Consider the following 19,735-nt stretch of genomic DNA (forward strand, 5'->3'; position numbering starts at 1 on the left):
TCAGCTCCGACACCTGACGCAGCGCGCCGACCCTTCGGGGTTGGCGCGCTGCGTCGTGCTGTCTCTTTCCAGGACGTCCCTGTGGCCGTAACCCCTCGTTCCGAGGGGTCTCCTCGCGGCGCAGAGTGCAGTGCATCTCCCATTCCTCCACGAGGAGAGGTATAGTCGCATTTCAGACAAGCCGGACAAGCAGGGCAAAACGGACATCAGATGGGTGTGGGTCGCGATGGTGCGGACGGACCCGCTCCCGGTGCTGGGCCTGACCGCTCCATCCCGGCTCCGATCGCTGAGAGGTGCACGTGGCATTACCGCAGACAGTCAAAGCTGCTGGACCCTCGGTCCCTCTGCTCGGCGGTCGATCTCCGCTGCGAGCCTCCACCTGGTCCGCGCGTCCTCGCCGCAAGGACCGCAGCGATGACCGCCTGGTCGTCTCCATGATCGTCGCGGCGGACCTCCTGGCGCTCGCGGTGGCCTGCGTGATCGCGGTCCTGATCCGGCAGAACCTCGCGTTCCTGGATTCCGCTCCGAACCTCTCCGGTTACGTGGTGCGCACATCGGTGGTGATCGCCACCGCCTGGATGCTCGCCATTCTGATCTCCGGCGCGTCGAACCCCCGACTGGTGTCCGCTGGACCCGAGATCTACCGCAACGTGCTGGTGGGAAGCCTCGGAGCGGTGGGGCTCACCGGTGCGGTGCTCTTCCTTGCGGATATCCCGCTCTCCCGCCCCTACTTCGTCGCCCTGTTCCTGGTGGGTCCCCTGCTCCTGCTGCTGGTACGGGTGTTGGCCCGGCGCTGCGTGAACGTTGCCCGCGCCCGGGGGCACCTGCGCTCGCAGGTGCTCGTGGTCGGCTCCACCGGGCATGTGCGCGGCATCGTGCGCACCCTGACCCGAGAGGTCTGGCTGGGCTACGACGTGGTCGGTGCCATCACCCCGATCAGCGATGCGCGCCGCGGCGAGGGCGCCGGCGTGCCGATCCTCGGCGACGAGTCCCAGCTGCTGGATCTGGTGCGCGCGCAGCAGCCTGACGTCGTGCTGTTCACCGCCGGCTCGTCGGCGAGCGCCGAGGAGTTCCGTCGCGTCGCCTGGGAGCTCGAAGGGATCGAGGTCGGAGTCATCGTGGTCCCGGGCATCAGCGAGATCTCGGGCGACCGGATCCGGATGCGGCCTGTGGCCGGACTCCCGCTGGTGCACATGGACCTGCCGCGCGCCCGCAAGGCGCTGCGCTGGAGCAAGCGGCTGTTCGACATCGCCGCGAGCGCTCTGCTGCTGCTGATCCTGGCGCCGGTGCTCCTCATCGTGGCACTCTTCGTGCACCTCGGCGATGGCGGCGCGGTCATCTTCCGTCAGCAGCGCGTGGGCCGCACCGGCGAACCCTTCGAGTTCCTGAAGTTCCGCTCCATGGTGGTCGATGCGGAGGCCCGCCGGGCCGAGCTCGAGCAGCTCGCGCGCGACCGCGGCAACGACGTGCTGTTCAAGATGTCCGATGACCCCCGCATCACCCGGGTGGGCAAGCTGCTGCGCCGCTATTCCCTCGACGAGCTGCCCCAGCTGTGGAACGTGCTGCGGGGTGACATGAGCTTGGTCGGCCCGCGGCCCGCCCTGCCCCAGGAGGTCAGCGGGTATGACGGGGACGCGCACCGGCGCCTGGCCGTGCGGCCCGGGATCACCGGGCTCTGGCAGGTCTCCGGTCGCAGCGACCTCTCCTGGGATGACACCGTTCGACTGGATCTGTTCTACGTCGACAACTGGTCCTTCATGCAGGACCTCCTGATCCTGGTGCGCACTGCGCGCGCCGTGCTGGCCTCCCGGGGCGCGTACTGAAATACGCCGTCTCCGGGATGGGGTGACGCCCCTGCGGGAGGGAAGTGCTGAGCCCTCCTGCGGGGGCGTTCCATCTGCCCGCATGTACCCACAGGAACGCAGCGTCCGCAGGATCGAGGCGGGTACACGCTGCAGGTGCGGTGCCCGGGCGAGAACGCTCAGCGTTCCTCACCAATCCCACACCCTCTGGCGAAGATCACTGCACCGAGCCGTCGCTGATGCAGGGCTGCATCTCGGGCCAAGGGGCGCTGCTCTGAGAGGCACGCGCCCCAGATGCACGTGTCGGGTCTACCGGTGCGCGGACCAGTGGGCTCGCCGGGACCAGAAGATCATCGGGGCCAGGAGCCCATCGGGCGCGGAGAGCGCCAGGGCCCGTAGGCCGGTGGGGCTGGCCCAGAGCTCAGCCGGTCAGTGCTCATCCGCTGTAAGCGGCCTTGGCTGGAGAACACCCGCCGATCGCAAGATCGACGGGTGTTCTCCAGAACCTCCGGTGCCTGTCCTCGCGCCGACGGTCGATTGACGGTCAGCCTGCGACGGCGATCGCGTCGAATTCGCGCGCTTCGGTCAGGTCCGACCGGTGGCGCGGAGTCGGGGCGTCCTCCTGGACGTGGTCCGACGTGCTCTGGCTGGCTCGCGGTTCCGGGGCCAGCCCCACCACGACTTCGAGGCCGCACTCGTGCAGGGTGGCGACCAGGTCGGCCACGTCGCCCAGGGCGGTGTGGGGAGTCGCGACGACGACCGCGATGTCCGACTGCCTGGCGGCCTGGACAAGGGTCGACCGGTATGGGCCCGAGGGCACGATCGCCACGCAGCCTGCGCACGGTGGGGTCGCCTTCTCCAGCTCTGCCTTGTCGCTGTTCCAGGACAGGCCGGTACCCGACTCGCTGAGGATCCAGCGGGCGGCGGAGAGGAACTTGCTCGCGGCCGTCTCGGCCATGGCCGGGGGAGCGGAGTGCAACAGGACCCGGACAGGCTCGACCGTGGTGTCGATCCGCGACCGCTGGAGAGCCTCGTCCGCCAGACGCATCCAATGCTCCTCGTCGCCGTGCCTGCTGGTGATCACGGAGACCTGCCCCACGGCGAGTGCAAGCCGGTCCGCGCTGCGCACCAGCGGGTCCAGACGTTCGCGCAGCACCGCGAAGGCGAAGCCGAGCAGGAGCCCGGCCATGGTCCCGCCTGCGAGGGTCACCATCAGGCCTGGCCCGGAGGGCTCTGCAGGCGGTGCCGCCGCACCGATGATCCGCCCCGGGGAAGGTTCCGAGAGCGCCACGCTCGAGCGCTGCTGCTGGAGTCGCTCGATCAGCCCGTCGTTCGCGGGAGTGGACGGTCCGGAGCTCAGATCCTCGATCTGCTGGTCGACCCCTGCGAGGTACCGGTCTGTAATGTTCTTCGCCGCCTCACTGCGGAGCTCGAGGTATGAGCCAGCGATGGCATTCGCACTGTCAGCGGCCTGCTCGGGAGTGTCCGCACGCACCGTGACCTGCAGGATCTGTGAGCCGGACGGTGCGGCGATCTCGACATCTCCGCGCAGTGTCGCGCCGCTGTCCGCCATGCCCAGCGATTCGGCGGCGCGGCGCGCCACCTCGCGGGAGCCGAGGATCTCCTGCTCAGTGCGAATGTTGACGTCCTCGGGCGCTCCCGTCAGGAGGTTCGAGACCACGGGGGACACGACGAGGCTCGCGGTGGAGGCGTAGCGGTCCGGAGTCGCCATGGAGAATGCTCCGCCGGCGAGGGCGCCGATGAGCACCGCAAGCACCAGGATGAGCCAGCGACGCTTGAATGCGTTGAGTACGTAGGTGATGGACATTGGATTCTCCTGGGTTCGGTCCCGTGCTGAGGGAGAGCGATGGGCGGTACGGCGTGCGTCATACCGATGTGGTGCGGAGGCGTCGGGCGTCGAGGCGGTCGAGCAGCTCTGCCGAGGAGCTCGAATCGATCTTGCGGACGAAGTACGCACCGGACTCCTCGATGTGCGAGTAGTCGTCGGCAGTGAGGATGCGAGGGTGCCCGAACCCCTCCTCGGAGAACTCGATGAAGCGACCGTTGTGGTTGACGAAGCTGAACGAGCTCTCGCTCACCAGCACCGTCTGGATGAAGCACTCGTCGATGGCGAGGCTTGTCCGCCCCCACTCGACGACGTCCGCTCGGGTACGCTGCACCGTCAGCAGGTGCTGGACGGCACGGCGGGAGAGGCTGAACCACGAGGAGCCCCCGTGGCAGGACAGCCCTTCAGGCAGATGGCCGCGCCAGGTGCCCACCCGCAGCGGGCCGTAGGAGACGTTCAGCCGCACGAAGGGCTGGACGTAGTTCAGTGCGTGGAGCCAATGCCAGCGGGGAGAGGCGGACGCCCCCAGCAGGCCGACGGGACGCCAACGGTAGAGGTACCTCTGGCGCGCCTCGTGCTGGGTCCAGTCGCTGTGGGCGGGATCGAGCGCGCGGTGGTTGTGCAGCAGTCCGTCGCCCGATCGGTCCAGGGCCTCGAGGAACTCCGGCACGGGCCGTGAAGGGTAGTCGGCTCCTGAGAGCACGGTGGAGTACTCCGCTCCGCCGTCTGCTTCGATCCTGGCGAACAGGGCGAGGAAGCGTTCGACGGCGCTGAAGTCCCCGCGGCCGCCCGGATCCCGGAAGACGCGGCACTTCTCGGAGGCGAGGCGCTCGACGCCGGGCACTCCGGCGGCATCGTGGCTGATGAACACACGGACGTCGTCGACGCCATCGGTGAGGGCGCGGACCAGCCTCTCCAGCTGCGGCAGATCGGCATGACTGGTGATCGCGAAAGCAGATCGCATCGCCGGCCGAGCCGCGCGGTCATGCATCGTGTCGGTCATGGGGGAGCACACCTTTCGAGTAGGCGACGCGCACGGCGAGCCCGTACACGAGGAGGACAAGCGCCAGCCCGGCCAGCTGGATCAACGCGCCGGCACCGGGGGTGAGGAGCCGGACCGCGAACGACCCGCCGACCACCACCAGCACGGGGAGCACCGCGGAGACGGCGATGCTGCGCAGCGGGGTCGAGAAGCCGAGCAGGCGATGGACTTGGTAACCGGCGAGGAGGGTGTCGACGGCGATGCTGAGAGCGAAGGCGACTGCGGCACCGTTCAACCCCCAGAGCGGCACGAGCAGCATCGCGAGCGCCAGCAGCACGACCAGCTGGATGGCCTTGTTGCGCAGCTGCCAGGTGCTGCGTCCCGCCATCAGAAGGACCGTCTGCAACGCCCCGGCCGTGTTCTTGAGCGCCATGGCCGAGGCGAGCACCACGAGCGCCCACGCACCCGGGGTGAACTCGGGACCGAAGAGTCCGAGGAGGACGTCCGCGAAGACTGCGACGGAGAGATAGAAGGGCCAGGATCCGAGGATCAGCAGCTGGGTCACTTGCCGGTACAGGCCGTCCGCGCCCGCGTGGTCCTCCTTGGCGATCGCGCTGCTGAGCCGGGGGCCGAGCACGATCCGCAGTGCTGCTTCGAGCATGTTGCCGGCCTGGACGATCCTGGTGACCACGCCGTAGATGCCTCCGGCATGAGGCCCCAGCAGCGCGATGACGAGAAGCACGTCCGCCCAGTCGAGCGCGCGCTCGAGGATCACGGAGCCGCCGCGGGGGAGCGAGAAGCTCCAGAACCGCCTGGAGAGCACGGTGCGCTCGGCTGCTGTGGGCGGTATGGCGGGACCGGCCTCGGCGTGCAGCTGCGTCCGGAGCGCGAACGCCGCGATCGCGGCGGCGAGGAACAGCGGGATCGCCCAGGCCCAGACCACGGACCACGTGGTGCCCAGCACGGCCACAGCCCCGGCGACCAGTGCCAGACGGCTGATCGGCACGAACAGGTTCTGCACCACGGTGTACGTGCGGATGCGGCCAAGGCCGCGTGAGCCGGCCAGCAGGATCCCGGTCAGCGCCGCGGGGGCCAGGGCCAGGGCCAGCAGCCGGAGAGTCGGTGCCGCATCCGTGCCCGGGACCAGCCATTCTGCGAGCGGATCGGCTGCCATGAGCAGAATCCCTGTGAGGAACAGCCCGAGGATGATCACGGGCCGCAGTGCGATTCCGACCGTCGGCCGCAGCTCGCTCGGCTCGTCCATCGCTCGAGCGCGGGAGAGGGCACGGACCAGTCCGGTGTCGGAACCGAGTCCGATGACGCTGGTCGTGATCATGAACAGCGAGGTCAGGAGGAAGAACGATCCCGTGGCGCTGGCTCCGAGGCCGCGCGCGATCAGCCACGTCACCACAAAGGCGATCCCGGCATTGACCACGATGCCGCCGAAGGTCAGGGCGGACTCGCGTCCCAGCCGCATCTCGGGCGCTCGGCGCCTCGCGCTCACGTCAACCATCTGCGACGTCCCCTTCCGTGACGCCGCGGCTGAGCACTGCCACAGCCATGAGCAGGATCAGGCACTGGGTGACACCCAGGCCGTAGAACCAGATGGTCAGCGCGACGGTGACGACGAGGCTCTGGAACATGTGAGACTCGGGGGTCCGGAGATGCCACGACGCGGTGATCACTCTGCCTAGGAAGATGTAGAAGAGGAGGATCCCGATGAACCCGTACGAGTACAGGAGGGTCCACGCGTATCCCTGCGTGCCGAGGGCGATGCCGATGGTCGGGTCCATCCCGGGCGTCGCCCATCCGACGATCGGCGACTGCAGGACCTTCTCGAACGTAGCCTCGTAGATGGCGCCTCGGCCCGAGGTGGTGTGGGAGACCTCCTGGCGCTCGGCGATGGCGGTGAAGACGCCGCCGGCCGCCGCGCCGATCGTGGTGATCACCAGCAGACCGATCACTGTGATGCCGGTGCGGAGGCTCCCGGCCAGCACGAAGCGGCCCGCGATCAACACGGCGAACAACGCCAGGGCGATCAGCATTCCGCGGTTGCTGGTCTGAGCGGCCGGGTACATCGAGGCCACCAGCGCGACGGCGAGCAGGATGCGTCCCGGCCAGCTGCGCAGACGGGTCCAGACGAAGACCATCACGGGGGTGAGCAGGGCGTACGCCATGCCCCAGGAGTTCGTGTAGGGGAACGGGGCGGCGGGGCGCACGAACGGCTCTTCGGCTCCCCAGGGATCCTGCACCTCTGCGAGGCGCGGCAGGACCAGCTCGCGCACCAGCTCGTTGCCCAGGAGCGATCCGGGGATGACGTGGGAGAGCGGGGTGATGAGACGGAAGTCCGGGAACTGGGTGGCGAGGAGGCCGAGCACTACGACCGTCGCCCAGATGACAGTGAAGCCGCGGAGCACGTGGGCCAACGAGATCGACTCGCGGGCGTTGACGTAGTAGACGAACGCGATCCCGACGGCGAGGAGGTCTGCGGCGCGCTGGCCGAATCCGACGAGCTGCATGAACCCGGTGACAGAGACCGCGCACACGGCGACCCAGGCCAGGAAGGCGAACCAGCACAGCACTCCCGGTGCAGTGCGCGCCTGGCCGCGCAGCAGCAGGAAGGTCCCCATGATCGCACCGAGAGTGATCGGGGCGAAGAGGCTGGTCCCGGTCACCCAGAAGAACGGGAACCCGTACATCAGGGCGAGCAGCGGCCATGCGGGCAGGCGGGACGGCGTGCGGAGGGTGGGCCCCGGCCTTCCCGTCTGCACCGCGGCCGCGGGCATCGGGCGGATGCCAGGTCCGGTTCTCGCCGAGGTCGTCACTGCGGCTCCTTCGCCAGGATGCCGTGAGCATCGAAGGCGAGATCCGGGGTGGGTGCCGTCTCTGCGAGCACCTCCACGGAGATCGTGTTCTCCCCCTCCACCAGAAGGGACACAGGAATCGAGAGGGTCTGCTGGACTCCGGTGATCCCTGAGGAGTCGGCTGTCGGGTCCGTCGAGGCCTCCGGATCGAGCGGCTCTTCCTGAAGATCCACCCGGCCGGCGTCGACGCCATTGATGCGGAGAACGTAGGTGGCGTTCGCCGGAACGGTGAGCTCGAGGGACTGCACCCCGTCGAGGCTGTCGATCATGAACCGGTGCCGATACCTGGCGACCTGAGGTGTCGAGTCTCCGTAGAGGAGTCCGGTGCCCAGCTCGTCCTCTGGATCGCCCCATCCCAGCGGCGCGGCTCCGAGGAGCCAGCCGGAGTCGTCGAGGTCAGGGGAGGTCCAGTCCGCCTCGGAATCTTCGGCGGGCAGCGGGCCGCAGTCGTAGGCCCAGTCGGCGCCCAGTGCGATCACCTCGTCCGGATTCTCGGGCTTCTCGGGCTTCTCCGGGGTCGCCTCGGAGCCGATCTCATCGTCCCCAGCCGGCTCGGTCGCGGCCACGGTGCATACCGGGCTCTGGCTCTCGTCGGCCGCGTCGGCCTCGTCGGGCGAAGCGGGCGGCGCCGGAGCTTCCTCTTCGGCGGCGGGGTGCGCGTCGGATGCCTCAGCATCGGACTCCTTTGGTGCGGAGTCGGACTCCGCAGGAGTCGTGCCGTCCGAGTCACCGGCCGTCGACTCCTCCGTCGTCTCCGGCGCTGCGTCTGGGGCAGTGCCGGCCTCCGGGGTGCTGTCAGGCTCCGCTGCCGCCTCGGGCTCCGGGGCCGTGTCCGGCTCCGCCGCGAGGTCCTCGGTGCCGGCGCCGTCGGCCGCCGCCGCGATCGGCGCGAGCGCCTGCGGCTGTTCACCGGGGACCAGCACGGCGCTGAGGTCGTAGCTGAGGGTCGGTGTGCTGCGGTAGTTCAGGTGAACTTCGGCGGTGATCACGTTCTCGCCGGTGACCAGCAGGTTGCCGGGTGCGGTGAGTGTGAGGGGGTTCGCGATCGCGTCCGGGGTGCGGGGTGCGGCGGTTGCGTAGGTGCCATGGCCGACGGTGCCGGCGGGCATGTTCGACCGGCCCACCTCGGTGCCGTTGACATAGACCACGAGCCCGTCGTCCGCTCTGGTGGTGAGTTCTAGTGCGGCGATCTGGGTGGCGTCGTCGAGGGTGAACGAGTGGCGGAAGTAGGCGGTCAGCGGTTTGGTGCCCGCGGCGGTGAGTTCGGTGCCGAGCTCGTTGCTGCCCCAGCCCAGGGGTGCCGGGCTGTTCGCCCAGGTGGAGTCGTCGAAGGCGACGTCCTTCCAGGTCGAGGACGGTGCGTCGGTCTCGTAGTAGTGAGCCCAGGTCGAGCCTGCCGGAAGCAGAGAGTCCGGGACTGGGTTCGGCTCGGGATCCGGGTCGGGAGCGGGCTGTTCACCGGGGACCAGCACGGCGCTGAGGTCGTAGCTGAGGGTCGGTGTGCTGCGGTAGTTCAGGTGAACTTCGGCGGTGATCACGTTCTCGCCGGTGACCAGCAGGTTGCCGGGTGCGGTGAGTGTGAGGGGGTTCGCGATCGCGTCCGGGGTGCGGGGTGCGGCGGTTGCGTAGGTGCCATGGCCGACGGTGCCGGCGGGCATGTTCGACCGGCCCACCTCGGTGCCGTTGACATAGACCACGAGCCCGTCGTCCGCTCTGGTGGTGAGTTCTAGTGCGGCGATCTGGGTGGCGTCGTCGAGGGTGAACGAGTGGCGGAAGTAGGCGGTCAGCGGTTTGGTGCCCGCGGCGGTGAGTTCGGTGCCGAGCTCGTTGCTGCCCCAGCCCAGGGGTGCCGGGCTGTTCGCCCAGGTGGAGTCGTCGAAGGCGACGTCCTTCCAGGTCGAGGACGGTGCGTCGGTCTCGTAGTAGTGAGCCCAGGCCGAGCCCGCGGAAACGACCTCCACCGGGAGCGTGCCCGGATCCACCACCTCCGGGGTGACGGCATGGCTGGTCGTCGAGCGGTTCCCCGCCTGGTCCACGGCACGCACGAAGTAGCGCGCACCGCTGATGGTCGGAAGCTGCAGTGAGGTGGTCGCGGTGGCGGCCACCACCCGGTCGTCGCGCAGGACCTCATAGGTACCGTCGGACACCCCGTCCCAGGTCAGCTGGTCGACACCGGCTGCGCTCGCGGCGGTCAGACCCTGAGGAGTGCTTGGAGCGGAGGCATCGGTGGGGGCGAATCGGATGAACGCCCCGGTCCAGTAGTTCTGCGTGTTGGGCAGCCGGGCGTAGGTGTAATCGCCGCCCACCCATAGGGCGCCGTCGGACGCCTCTTCGATCGCCCAGGCGCCGTAACCGCTCCGCAGGCTCACCTGCGGGCTGTACTCGGGTACGAAGGCACCGTCAGACGCCCTCCAGATCCCGGCCTGCTCGATGTGCTCGACCCGGGAGAAGCTCCTGACGGTCGGCCAGTCGCGCGCACCCTGGTAGATGTTCTCCGAGCAGTGGCAGCCTGCGGCGAGGCCGTCATCCCCATAGGGGCTGATCGCCTGGAAGTCGCCGCCGTTCTGCGCGATGTTCGTGCTCATCTCCTGCATGTTGCGGCGGTCGTAGCTGAACAGCATGTGCTCGGAGCCGCCGAGCCAGACCCGGTCACCGACCTCTCTGACCGCCTGCTGATAGCCGGTGCGGCCGTTGTCGCGGTTCGAGAAGTCGACGTGCCACGGGATGACCGTCGCGTCATCGGCGGTGAAGGCGCCCGCCCGCTCGGTCACCTCGGTCCACCTGCTCAGCCCGAAGTAGCCCGCTGCGTAGACCTGGTCGCCGTGGGCGGAGGCGTCCACGGACACGACCGTGCCGTCCAGCATCGGGTCCCATCCCGGGACTGGGGCGAGGGTCGTGGCGCTCAGCCGCCCGATGTTGCGCTGATAGACCTCGGAGGTGACACCGCTGCCGGTCAGGTGCGTGAAGCGACCTCCGAGGTACAGGTAGCCGTCCTGCACGTCCATGGAGCGGATCGCCGGCGGCGTCCCGCCGGTGTAGTTGATGACCCGGGTCGTCACGGCCGGGTCCGAAGCGCCGGTGGCCGGATCGACCACAGCGAACGATGGGGACGACTGTCCGTTCGCGGTGCTGAAGGCGCCGCCGACCGCGATCCGGCCGTCAGGGAGCACCGCGAGGGCCTTGACCTGGTTGTCGAAGGTGGGGCGGAAGCCCGGGAGCCATTCACCGGTGGCGACGTCGAACGCTGCGAGGTAGCTCTGCTCCACCCGGCCGGAGCCGTTGGCGTCACGCTGCACGTACCGGAAGTTGCCGCCCACGTACATGACGCCGTTCGACTCCGCGAAGTCCGCGACCTCCGTGTTCAGCTCGCCGCTGCCGGCAGCGCCGAGGCCGCTCACGCCCCATGGCGAGGTCATCGGGTAGCTCTGCGCCGTCGCGACCCCGGTGATCTCGGGAAGGCCGGTTTCGGGGATGGCGGTGAAGATGTCCTGGCTCATCAGCCGGGGGCGCAGGAAGACCTGTGTGAACGGCCGGGGGTATCCGGAGCTGGAGGACGAGGCCCAGACGTACGAGCCGGAGTCCGAGCTGCCTCTGGCGGAGGGGCCGTAAGAGAAGCCACGCGCCCAGCCGCGATTTCCGTCGACGTTGGTGTCCACGCGGCGGTACGAGTTGTCGGAGCCGAAGCTCCCGGTGGTGCCGCCGCGGCCCGAGCCCGAATCCATCGACCAGTCGCTGACCGACTGCGAGCCCGCGAACTGCCATGACCAGTCATCGCGCGGGGTGCCGTACTGGAACTGCACCTCCTGCCAGGTGCTGCCATCGGTGGTCCGTGCGCGACGCAGGCGCACGCCCTCGGCCAGCGCGTCGACCCGTCCGTCGTTCAGCAGACCGTCGATCGTGTCGGAGGACAGCTGCGCGGGGGAGAAGGCAGAGGGCCCGGTGGGCGTCTGTGCAACGTCCGAGGGCGTCAGGCGCCCCTCGTTGCTCTGGGTCCAGTAGTCACGGCCGCGGCCCACGAGCACCCAGCCGCCGCCGTCGGTGGTCTGATCGCAGAAGAACTGCTGCGGGGCGCCGAGCTCAGGGGTGACGAGCCAGTAGATGCCGTCCTGGGATGCGGGATCCTTCTGCTTGATCTCCCAGCACGAGGCCGCCGCGGTCCCCTCGCCGAGACCGTCGGGCTCCGGTGCGGTGGAGGTCGACCCCACCGCAGCAGGCGCGAACGCGGCGTCCGTGACGCGATGGCCGCTGTCGTTCGGCGCTCCGGAGACCTGGTCGGCGAGAGCGACCAGGGGGAGGAGCGTGACGACGGAGACCAGCAGCCCGAGCAGCGCGCGCAGCGCACGGCGGACGGGGACTGCTTGCAAGGCTGCGGTGAGCGTTGACATCATCATGATTCCTCTGCTGATCAACAGGCGGGGTCGTCGGGGAACGTACGGCCGACGAGTCGCCAGTCGGCGGAGTCGGATCGCTCGAGGACGAAGATGTTCCAGGCACGGACGCTCGATGATGAAGCCTCGATGACTTCACCATCGGCCCGACGGGTGACGAGCGCCGAGGAATCGACGCAGACGCGGACCGTTGCGACCTCCGCGTCGCTCGTGGATGTGTGATCGATGACCTCGACGTCGCCGAAGGAGTACGAGCCTTCGCGCGTCCATCCCTCCGTCTCGAATTCGAGCCGCTCGGCCTCGACCTCACTGAGGTAGCCCCGCGCAGCGACGTCCGAGAGCTCTCCGACGACATCGGTGGAAGCCGCGGGATCGATCTGCGCGGTCTCCATCATCACCGTCTCGAGCACCTCGGAGGTCTCGGAGCCGATCTCCGTCTTCTCCTCGGGCGTGAGATCGGGGGCTGAGGGGGTGGTGGCGGTGCTGGTGGGAGCGTCCGAGGGATCGGCGGCACCGGTGGGTGCGTCAGACGGGCTCCCGGACGGGTCCTCTGTCGGAGCGTCGGTGGGATCCTCGGTCGGCGTGGCTGAGCCCGCTGGCGGGGGCGTCTGGGTGCTGGTGGGCACCGAGGGGTCGAAGGCCGACGTGTCTCGGGCATCGGACTCGGGGCGTCCGCCGCCGATCACGACGGCGGCGACCACCAGAGCGGCTGCGAGCAGGATCAGCAGGACCAGGACTCTGCGGCGGCGGGACGTCATATCCCTCGCCCCCGGCGGTTCAGCGCTGCGATGGTCTGCTGGGGGGAGACCAGGTGGGTCATGGTCAGCATCGCAAGCCAGGCTCGGGGCTCGAACGGCCGGCGCCGGAGCGTCCGACGCGTCCAGCTGCGGGCCTCAGCGCCCTCCCCGGCCGCGGCGTACGCGAACGCGACCTGCCCGCACATGCGGGCGGCGTTGCGGCTGTCGTGCAGGAGGTCGGGATGCTTCGCGACGAGATAGCTGAGACCTTCCGCCATCCGCTCCCAGCGGCCGGCGAAGTAGGAATCGCGATCCCAGTGCACTATGACCAGATCCTCCGGGACACTCGCGATCGGCCCGAGCTCGGTGACACGCAGCAGGAAGTCGTAGTCCTCGCCGTAACCGAACGGGATCGCCTCGTCCACGCCGCCGGGGAGTGAGAGCAGGTCCATGCGACGGAAGAGGAAGGATGAGGGGTGAAGTTCACCCACCCGGGAGCGCAGCAGGTCGGCGCGGGTGGTGAGCATCGGCGGGCGACGGTCGACTGTGCCTTCCAGCGTGACGATCCTGATCCCCGAGGCGATCACCGCAGCCTCCGGCCGTTCGTCCCAGAAGGCCACCTGGGCGGCGAGCTTGTCGGGAGCCCACTCGTCGTCGTCATCGCAGAACGCGATCAGGGCGCTCTCGGCCGTGGCGATGCCCGTGTTCCGCGCGCCGGCGAGCCCCGCCGCGCGCGTGTTCTCCCGCAGCGTGAGGGTCAGGTCCTGGGGGAGCTCGGGGCGGACGTCCTCCAGGGGATCGATCTCGCTCTGGTCGAAGACCACGAGGATCTCCAGTGGGCCCTCGTAGCGCTGGGCGGCGATCGAGCGGATTGCGCGGCGCAGAAGCTCTCCGCGACCGTGGGTCGCGATCACTGCGGTGACAGAGGGTGCGGTGCCGATGGTGTTCATGAACGTGCTCCTTCGCCGAGCTCCGCCCAGCGACGGCGGGTGGAGAGAGTGATGTGCAGGGCATTGGTGGCAAGAAGCGCGAGATATGCCGCGCCGAAGAGTGGGAGCACCGCCCAGAGCACGAAGGCCCAGCACAGGACCCCGGGATCTGCGGGCAGCAGCAGCCAGGACTGGTGGCGACGGGTCACGGTGCGGTCCGTCTGAGAGCGATCGCGCAGCAGCCCGCCCAGGTTCTGACTCAGGAAGCCGGCCGAGGCGATCACCGAGAAGGCGGCGGCGGCCACAGCGAACAGGGGGAGCCCCTGCAGGAGGAATCCGGTGGCGATGGTCAGGTGCACGGCGGGGAGCCGCACGGCGTCCAGGGTGTGGTCGAGCCATTCGCCCTGCAGGCTGGAGGTCTTCTGCAGCCGTGCGAGCTGGCCATCGGCCGAGTCCAGTGCATAGCCGAGCGCGAGCAGGACCGCGGCGAGGATGCCCGCGAGGAGCGGCGACCGCTGGAGCAGGAGGAAAGCCGCGAGCCCGGAGAACGTGACCAGGATGCTCACGACGGAGACCGCCGATGGGGTCGCGCCGACACGCTCGGCGATGGCGCACAGGTAGCGGGCGACGCGCCGGTTCACCCAGCGTGTGTACGCCGGGACACCGATGCCGGGCTTCTGTGCCGCGTCGAGGAGGCGAAGGGACTCGGCGATGGGCAGTCGTCTGGGTGAAGGGATGGTCAGGGTCTGAGGGGTCATGGGCGTCTCCGTGCTGGGAGCGGGTGGTGCGGTGGCCGTATTGGGCTTCGTCGTCGGAGCGCGGTACGGGAACCGATAGTGGTCAGTACGTGGGATGCGGCGTGATCACGCGGTCCGCCGCACGGCGGTGACCAGGCGTCGCGCCGAGGTATGGCGCCGAGGGGAGGCTAGGACGGTGCGCGAGAGCGCGGACAGGGTCGCCACGGTCCTCGCGGGGAGCGCGAAGGCGGGAAGGTCTTCGAGCCCGGGAGGCGGTGCGAGCAGACGCGACTCGAGCTCGGTGCGGAACTGCTCGCGGGTGCGCACGCTGCGGCAGCGACCGCGGGCAGTCATGAACTCGCCGAAGGCCACCTGGTGGTCGTCGACCACCTCGCCGAGCGACGGGTCCCGAGGGACCACGATCGGCAGGCGCCCTGCGCGGTTGGCATCGGCGATGGTGCCGGGACCCACCTGCGAGACCACCAGATCGGCCGCGTCGTACTGCGCGCGGAGCTCGTCGGTTCCGAGCAGCTCATGATTGACGCCGTGGCGCGAGGGGCGGGCGGCTCCGTGCTGCACGACGAGATTCACGTCGACGCTCCCGGGGGTCCTCTCCTCCATCCACTCGTCGATCCAGTCGAGCAGGCGCGTGAACGGATGGTGGTCGGTGCCGACGCTGACGAAGATCTGGGTGGTCATAGCGTCGGTCCGATCACTGCGGCACCGGGGTAGAGGCGCTCCTGCTCGGGCCACTGGACGGCGAACTGGTCCACGAAGGGGTACACCATTCGGCCGGTGAGTGTGCGCGAGGCGATCCGGTCGATGACCTCGATGTACATCGTCCGGATCCCGCGCAGGTGGGCGACGGCGAAGAAAGGGGCGGCCACGCCGGCTCCCGTGGAGACCACGAGGTCCGGGCTGCGCTCGCTGAGGACGCGGCGTGCGAGGAGCATGTTGCGTATCGCATTGGGGATGTTGCGCGTCGTGGGGGAGTAGGCGTGGATCACGTCCTCACCGGCCAGAGCGCTTGCAGCGTGCTGGTTGTCGAAGGTGACCCAGGTGCGGTCGAAATCTTCCCACCAGTGGCGCATGGCGACGAGCTGGGTGAGGTGACCGCCGGTCGAGGCGACGAGCAGTATCCGTGACGGTCGAGAGTCGGTGCTCTCTGGGGCTGCCGGAGTGCACGGGGCTGCGGAGGTCGCCGTGAGCGTCGGCTCTTCGTACATGGGAATCGCGTTCCTCTCGGTCAAGGGGGTGGTGTGGTCGAGTCCGCGTCAGAGCGCGTGCGCGGTGTCGGGGGCCGAGCGGGCCGCGCCCTGGGTGAGTGCGGCGAGCGCGCGCCGCAGCGCGGTGCTGGAGGTGTGCATGGTGTACGGGAGGTACTGGACCTCGACCCCCACCTCGGCGAACTGCTCTTCGAGCAGGAGGCCCTTCGGGCTTCCGCGCCAGTCGTCGCCCTTGAAGAAGTGGGTGAAGCCGACCTCCCGCCAGGCGTCCATCTTCGAGGGCGTCGTCTCGACGTGGACCCGGTCCACGAAGCGCATGCTCCGGACGATCTCTGCGCGCTCGGAGGTGGGGATGACGGATTCGATCCCCTTGACCTCTCGCAGCATCTCGTCGCTCACCACTCCGGCGATGAGCAGATCGCAGTACTGCGCCGCATGGCGGAGCAGGTTCAGGTGCCCCACGTGGAAGAGGTCGAACGCTCCCGCCGCGTATCCGATTCGCATTGTGACCTCCCGGTCCATCCCGTCGGCGGTGCTGAAGTGCCGATCATTCCGGAAGCATACCCGGCAAAAGGGCAAAAGGGTAGAAATCGGACATTTCTGGTCATGGGTTGGCTGCAAGGCCAGCCCGGACCATGTGACGACGCACGTCGAGCACGTGAACGCCCGAGTCGTGACGCCCACAGCGACGTCCATCGCGTTCATAGGTGCTCACTTTCCTTCCGCACGCTCCGACGTCGCCCGTAGCTTTCCGGCCATGTCCGCCACCACCACGCTGCCCGAGCTCGAGCGCACCGCGCCTGCGCGCCACCGCCCTGCGCTCAGCTACGAGCTGTTCCCTGCGCGATCGGACGTGTCCTTCGAGCGGCTGCGCGAGACCATCACCCAGCTCGAGGCCACTGCGCCCGATCACGTCTCGGTGACCAGCCGGGCCGGCCATGGCAATCTCGCCCGCGTCCTCGAACTCACCGAGCACGTCCTGGCCGAGACGTCGCTGCGCCCTCTGGTCCACCTGACCTCGGTGGGCTCCACCCGCGCGCAGCTGACCACGATCATCCACGCGCTGCTGGACCGCGGTGTGCGCGGGCTGCTCGCCCTGCGTGGCGACCAGCCCGCGGGTCATCGTCTCGAGGACGACGAGATCCCCTTCGCCCGCCCCCTGGTGGAGCTGATCCGCACCATCGAGCACGAGCGCACCGCTGGACTCGCCGGCGGACGGGTGAGCATCGGCGTGGCCGCCTACCCGCACCGCCACCCCGAATCACCCACCACCAGCCACGACACCGAGGCGCTGGTGGCCAAGGAGCGGGCCGGCGCGGACTTCGCCATCACCCAGGTGTTCTTCGATCCCGCCGTCTACCGCGGTCTGCTCGAGCGCTCCCGCGCAGCCGGGATCCGCCTGCCGATCGTGCCCGGCCTCGTGCCCGCCACGAATCCCCGGCGCCTGGTGCGTCTGGCGGAGCTGAGCGGTGTGGAACCACCCCGAGAGCTCCTCCATGAGCTGGAGCTCGCCGCTGACGACGTCGAGCGCCGCCGGCTGGGCGTGCGCTTCACCGTCGACCTGGCACGCCAGGTGCTCGACGCCGGCGCCCCCGGCCTGCACCTGTTCACCTTCAACTCGCACGCCGACGCCCTCGACGTGCTCGACGACCTCGACCTCGACCGCTGGACCACCTCCCAAGGAGAGCCCCGATGACCACGCAGCCCACCCCTCGATCCGTCGCCCGCGGCACCGCAGCCGGCGCCGTGCGCCCCGCCCCGTCGGCCCTGCCCGCCGCCACCCCCGTCGGCTACCCCCGGATCGGTCCTGGCCGCGAGCTGAAGAAGGCTGAGGAGGCGTACTGGGCCGGCCGCATCGACCATGCCGAGTTCGCCCGCCGTACCCGCGAGCTGCGCCGTGCCACCCGCGCGCGCCTGGCCGAACTGGGCCTGGACGCCGCAGCCGCGGCCCCGGAGAGCTTCTCCCTCTACGACCAGGTGCTCGACGCCGCGCTCGCCCTGGGCATCGTGCCCGACCGCTTCGCCTCCGTACTCGCGGCCGATGGAGCCGGCGATCAGGCGAAGGCGGACGATGATGTACTCTTCGCTCTCGCCCGAGGCACCGTCGAGCAGTCGCCGCTGGAGATGACGAAGTGGTTCGACACCAACTACCACTACCTGGTCCCCGAGATCGGTCCCGGGACCGAGCTCCGTCTCACCTCCACCCGCATCGTCGACTTGTTCACCGAGTCCCTCGAGGACGGCGCCGGCACCCGCCCCGTGCTGGTGGGCCCGCTGACCCTGCTGCTGCTCGCCAAGGCTCAGGATGGCGCCCCCGAGAGCTTCGACCCGCTGGACCGCCTCGATGACGTGGTCGCCGTGTACGCCGAGCTGCTCGCCCGTCTCGCCGAGGCCGGAGCTCCGTGGGTGCAGCTCGACGAGCCCGCCCTCACCGCCGACCAGCGACTGTCGCAGGCCGAGCTCGCCGAGGCGCTTCAGCGCTCGATCGGCCGTCTCGCCGCCCGCGCCGATCGGCCGCAGCTGCTGGTCACGACCCCGTACGGCGGGATCGGTGATCTGCTGCCGACGCTGCTGGCCACCGGCGCCGAGGCCGTGCACCTCGACCTCACCCGGGGCGAGCTGCCCACTGTCGCCCAGCTCGACGGCGTCGACACCGTGCAGCTGGTCGCCGGGCTCATCGAGGGCCGTTCCGTCTGGCGCACTGAGCTGCCCACCGCCGCTGCCCGCCTGGCCGAGCTGCGCCGCCGCGTCACCGAGGCCGGGGGAGCGGCCGACGCGATCTCCGTGTCGACCTCCGTGTCCCTCCAGCACGTCCCGCACACGCTCGAGCTCGAGACCTCGCTGTCTGCCGAGCTCGTGGCCACCCTTGCCTTCGCCGACGAGAAGATCATCGAGATCGTCACCCTCGCCGCCGGCGGCATCGAGCCCGGAGCGGTCGATGGGCCGCGCTCCGTGCCGCGCGCCTTCGACGGCGTGCAGGTGCCCTCCGTGCGCGAGCGCGCCGCCGCCGTCACGTCCGCGGACACCGAGCGCGTCGCCTACGAGGAGCGGGCCGAGGCCCAGCGTCAGGCCCTCGGCCTGCCGGACCTGCCCACCACCACCATCGGTTCCTTCCCGCAGGTGGGGGAGGTGCGTGCCGCCCGTGCCGCCCACCGCAAGGGCACTCTGGACGATGCCGGCTATGAGCAGGCCATGAAGGAGGAGATCGCGCGCGTGATCACCCTTCAGGAGGAGCTGGGGCTGGACGTCCTGGTGCACGGCGAGCCCGAGCGCAACGACATGGTGCAGTACTTCGCCGAGAACCTCGAGGGCTTCGCGACCACCGAGCACGGCTGGGTGCAGTCCTACGGCTCCCGCTGCACCCGCCCCTCGATCCTGTTCGGCGACGTGCACCGTCCCGCGCCCATCACGGTGGGCTGGGCGACCTACGCCCAGTCGCTCACCCCGCGCCCCGTCAAGGGCATGCTCACCGGCCCCGTCACCATCCTGGCCTGGTCCTTCGTGCGCGATGACCAGCCCCTCGGGGACACCGCCGCCCAGGTGGGCCTCGCCCTGCGCGACGAGGTCACCGACCTCGAGGCCGCCGGGATCAGCATCGTCCAGGTCGACGAGCCCGCCCTGCGCGAGCTGCTCCCGCTGCGGGAGGTGCAGCACGCGGACTACCTCGACTGGTCCGTGCGCTCCTTCCGCCTCGCGACCTCCGGTGTGGACACCGCCACGCAGATCCACACCCACCTCTGCTACAGCGAGTTCAATGTGGTCGTGGGCGCGATCGACGCCCTGAACGCGGATGTCACCTCGATCGAATCGGCCCGCTCGCGCGGTGAGATCCTCGAAGCCATCGACCCCGGTGCCTTCCCCCGCGGCATCGGCCCCGGGGTGTGGGACATCCACTCCCCGCGCGTCCCCGCCGCCGAAGAGATCGCCGAGCAGCTGCGCCGCGCACGCGCCGTGGTGGGCCCTGAACGGCTGTGGGTCAATCCTGACTGCGGCCTGAAGACCCGCGGCTACTCCGAGACCGAGGCCAGTCTTCGTCACCTCGTCCAGGCGGTGCGCGAGGTGCGCGCCGACGCGGAGGTCCCGGCCGGCGCCTGAGCTCCTGACGGGTCCGGCCGGTCCGCCGCAGGTGGGCCGGCCGGACCTGTCAGCGCGAGGGGGAAGCTCCCCTTCGGACGTGCCCGTCGACCCCTTCCCCTTTTCGGGCAAATCGGACATACTGACGTC

At 69.6% G+C, this 19,735-nt stretch carries 14 protein-coding genes; 3 read left to right on the forward strand and 11 right to left on the reverse strand.

What is annotated here, in order from left to right:
* Positions 1-299: 299 nt before the first annotated feature.
* Positions 300-1,823: a sugar transferase gene (locus ACT3SQ_RS07405; protein WP_319021458.1), complete on the forward strand. Its 1,524-nt coding sequence runs from the start codon at positions 300-302 to the stop codon at positions 1,821-1,823.
* Positions 1,824-2,346: 523 nt separating this feature from the next.
* Here ACT3SQ_RS07405 and ACT3SQ_RS07410 read toward each other — a convergent pair.
* From ACT3SQ_RS07410 to ACT3SQ_RS07460, 11 genes are all read right to left on the reverse strand, one after another.
* Positions 2,347-3,630, reverse strand: coding sequence for a YveK family protein (locus ACT3SQ_RS07410; protein WP_444600996.1), 1,284 nt, complete (start codon positions 3,628-3,630; stop codon positions 2,347-2,349).
* Between the two features lie 58 nt (positions 3,631-3,688).
* Complete coding sequence (locus ACT3SQ_RS07415) at positions 3,689-4,651, reverse strand: beta-1,6-N-acetylglucosaminyltransferase (protein ID WP_444600997.1); 963 nt, start codon at positions 4,649-4,651, stop codon at positions 3,689-3,691.
* Positions 4,632-6,143 carry a lipopolysaccharide biosynthesis protein gene (locus ACT3SQ_RS07420; protein ID WP_444600998.1) on the reverse strand — a complete coding sequence of 504 codons (1,512 nt, stop codon included), beginning with the start codon at positions 6,141-6,143 and terminating at the stop codon, positions 4,632-4,634. The genes ACT3SQ_RS07415 and ACT3SQ_RS07420 overlap by 20 nt, the downstream gene beginning before the upstream one ends.
* Positions 6,136-7,416: an O-antigen ligase family protein gene (locus tag ACT3SQ_RS07425; RefSeq protein WP_444600999.1), complete on the reverse strand. Its 1,281-nt coding sequence runs from the start codon at positions 7,414-7,416 to the stop codon at positions 6,136-6,138. The genes ACT3SQ_RS07420 and ACT3SQ_RS07425 overlap by 8 nt, the downstream gene beginning before the upstream one ends.
* A 35-nt stretch (positions 7,417-7,451) precedes the next feature.
* A complete protein-coding gene (locus tag ACT3SQ_RS07430) occupies positions 7,452-11,885 on the reverse strand; it encodes a fibrinogen-like YCDxxxxGGGW domain-containing protein (protein WP_444601000.1) in 4,434 nt (1,477 codons plus the stop codon).
* Positions 11,886-11,899: 14 nt separating this feature from the next.
* The gene (locus ACT3SQ_RS07435) at positions 11,900-12,640 is read right to left on the reverse strand and encodes a hypothetical protein (protein ID WP_444601001.1); all 741 of its coding nucleotides are present in this window, start codon (positions 12,638-12,640) and stop codon (positions 11,900-11,902) included.
* Positions 12,637-13,569 carry a glycosyltransferase family 2 protein gene (locus ACT3SQ_RS07440; protein WP_444601002.1) on the reverse strand — a complete coding sequence of 311 codons (933 nt, stop codon included), beginning with the start codon at positions 13,567-13,569 and terminating at the stop codon, positions 12,637-12,639. Before ACT3SQ_RS07440 ends, ACT3SQ_RS07435 begins: the two co-directional genes overlap by 4 nt.
* Positions 13,566-14,306, reverse strand: a complete 741-nt coding sequence (locus ACT3SQ_RS07445; protein WP_444601003.1) for a CDP-alcohol phosphatidyltransferase family protein — start codon at positions 14,304-14,306, stop codon at positions 13,566-13,568. The genes ACT3SQ_RS07440 and ACT3SQ_RS07445 overlap by 4 nt, the downstream gene beginning before the upstream one ends.
* 105 nt (positions 14,307-14,411) lie before the next feature.
* Entirely contained in the window at positions 14,412-14,984 is a 573-nt protein-coding gene (locus tag ACT3SQ_RS07450) for a glycosyltransferase (RefSeq protein WP_444601004.1), read from the reverse strand.
* Complete coding sequence (locus tag ACT3SQ_RS07455; RefSeq protein WP_444601005.1) at positions 14,981-15,511, reverse strand: UDP-N-acetylglucosamine--LPS N-acetylglucosamine transferase; 531 nt, start codon at positions 15,509-15,511, stop codon at positions 14,981-14,983. The genes ACT3SQ_RS07450 and ACT3SQ_RS07455 overlap by 4 nt, the downstream gene beginning before the upstream one ends.
* A 48-nt stretch (positions 15,512-15,559) precedes the next feature.
* Positions 15,560-16,015, reverse strand: a complete 456-nt coding sequence (locus tag ACT3SQ_RS07460; protein WP_444601006.1) for an adenylyltransferase/cytidyltransferase family protein — start codon at positions 16,013-16,015, stop codon at positions 15,560-15,562.
* A gap of 253 nt (positions 16,016-16,268) precedes the next feature.
* Here ACT3SQ_RS07460 and ACT3SQ_RS07465 point away from each other — a divergent pair, with 253 nt between their 5' ends.
* Together ACT3SQ_RS07465 and metE are read left to right on the forward strand one after the other, a co-directional pair.
* Entirely contained in the window at positions 16,269-17,207 is a 939-nt protein-coding gene (locus ACT3SQ_RS07465; RefSeq protein WP_444601007.1) for a methylenetetrahydrofolate reductase, read from the forward strand.
* Complete coding sequence (gene metE, locus ACT3SQ_RS07470) at positions 17,204-19,606, forward strand: 5-methyltetrahydropteroyltriglutamate--homocysteine S-methyltransferase (protein ID WP_444601008.1); 2,403 nt, start codon at positions 17,204-17,206, stop codon at positions 19,604-19,606. The genes ACT3SQ_RS07465 and metE overlap by 4 nt, the downstream gene beginning before the upstream one ends.
* Positions 19,607-19,735 lie beyond the last annotated feature (129 nt).

It is taken from the genome of Brachybacterium sp. AOP42-C2-15 (genome assembly GCF_052377065.1).
Lineage (GTDB): Bacteria > Actinomycetota > Actinomycetes > Actinomycetales > Dermabacteraceae > Brachybacterium.

What these genes read in the sequence shown, in the direction of transcription:
- ACT3SQ_RS07455 (WP_444601005.1), bottom strand. Translation starts at nt 15,511, where the DNA reads ATGTACGAAGAGCCGACGCTCACGGCGACCTCCGCAGCCCCGTGCACT.
- ACT3SQ_RS07450 (WP_444601004.1), bottom strand. Translation starts at nt 14,984, where the DNA reads ATGACCACCCAGATCTTCGTCAGCGTCGGCACCGACCACCATCCGTTC.
- ACT3SQ_RS07445 (WP_444601003.1), bottom strand. Translation starts at nt 14,306, where the DNA reads ATGACCCCTCAGACCCTGACCATCCCTTCACCCAGACGACTGCCCATC.
- ACT3SQ_RS07435 (WP_444601001.1), bottom strand. Translation starts at nt 12,640, where the DNA reads ATGACGTCCCGCCGCCGCAGAGTCCTGGTCCTGCTGATCCTGCTCGCA.
- ACT3SQ_RS07430 (WP_444601000.1), bottom strand. Translation starts at nt 11,885, where the DNA reads ATGATGATGTCAACGCTCACCGCAGCCTTGCAAGCAGTCCCCGTCCGC.
- ACT3SQ_RS07415 (WP_444600997.1), bottom strand. Translation starts at nt 4,651, where the DNA reads ATGACCGACACGATGCATGACCGCGCGGCTCGGCCGGCGATGCGATCT.
- ACT3SQ_RS07420 (WP_444600998.1), bottom strand. Translation starts at nt 6,143, where the DNA reads ATGGTTGACGTGAGCGCGAGGCGCCGAGCGCCCGAGATGCGGCTGGGA.
- ACT3SQ_RS07425 (WP_444600999.1), bottom strand. Translation starts at nt 7,416, where the DNA reads ATGCCCGCGGCCGCGGTGCAGACGGGAAGGCCGGGGCCCACCCTCCGC.
- ACT3SQ_RS07465 (WP_444601007.1), top strand. Translation starts at nt 16,269, where the DNA reads ATGTCCGCCACCACCACGCTGCCCGAGCTCGAGCGCACCGCGCCTGCG.
- ACT3SQ_RS07460 (WP_444601006.1), bottom strand. Translation starts at nt 16,015, where the DNA reads ATGCGAATCGGATACGCGGCGGGAGCGTTCGACCTCTTCCACGTGGGG.
- metE (WP_444601008.1), top strand. Translation starts at nt 17,204, where the DNA reads ATGACCACGCAGCCCACCCCTCGATCCGTCGCCCGCGGCACCGCAGCC.
- ACT3SQ_RS07410 (WP_444600996.1), bottom strand. Translation starts at nt 3,630, where the DNA reads ATGTCCATCACCTACGTACTCAACGCATTCAAGCGTCGCTGGCTCATC.
- ACT3SQ_RS07440 (WP_444601002.1), bottom strand. Translation starts at nt 13,569, where the DNA reads ATGAACACCATCGGCACCGCACCCTCTGTCACCGCAGTGATCGCGACC.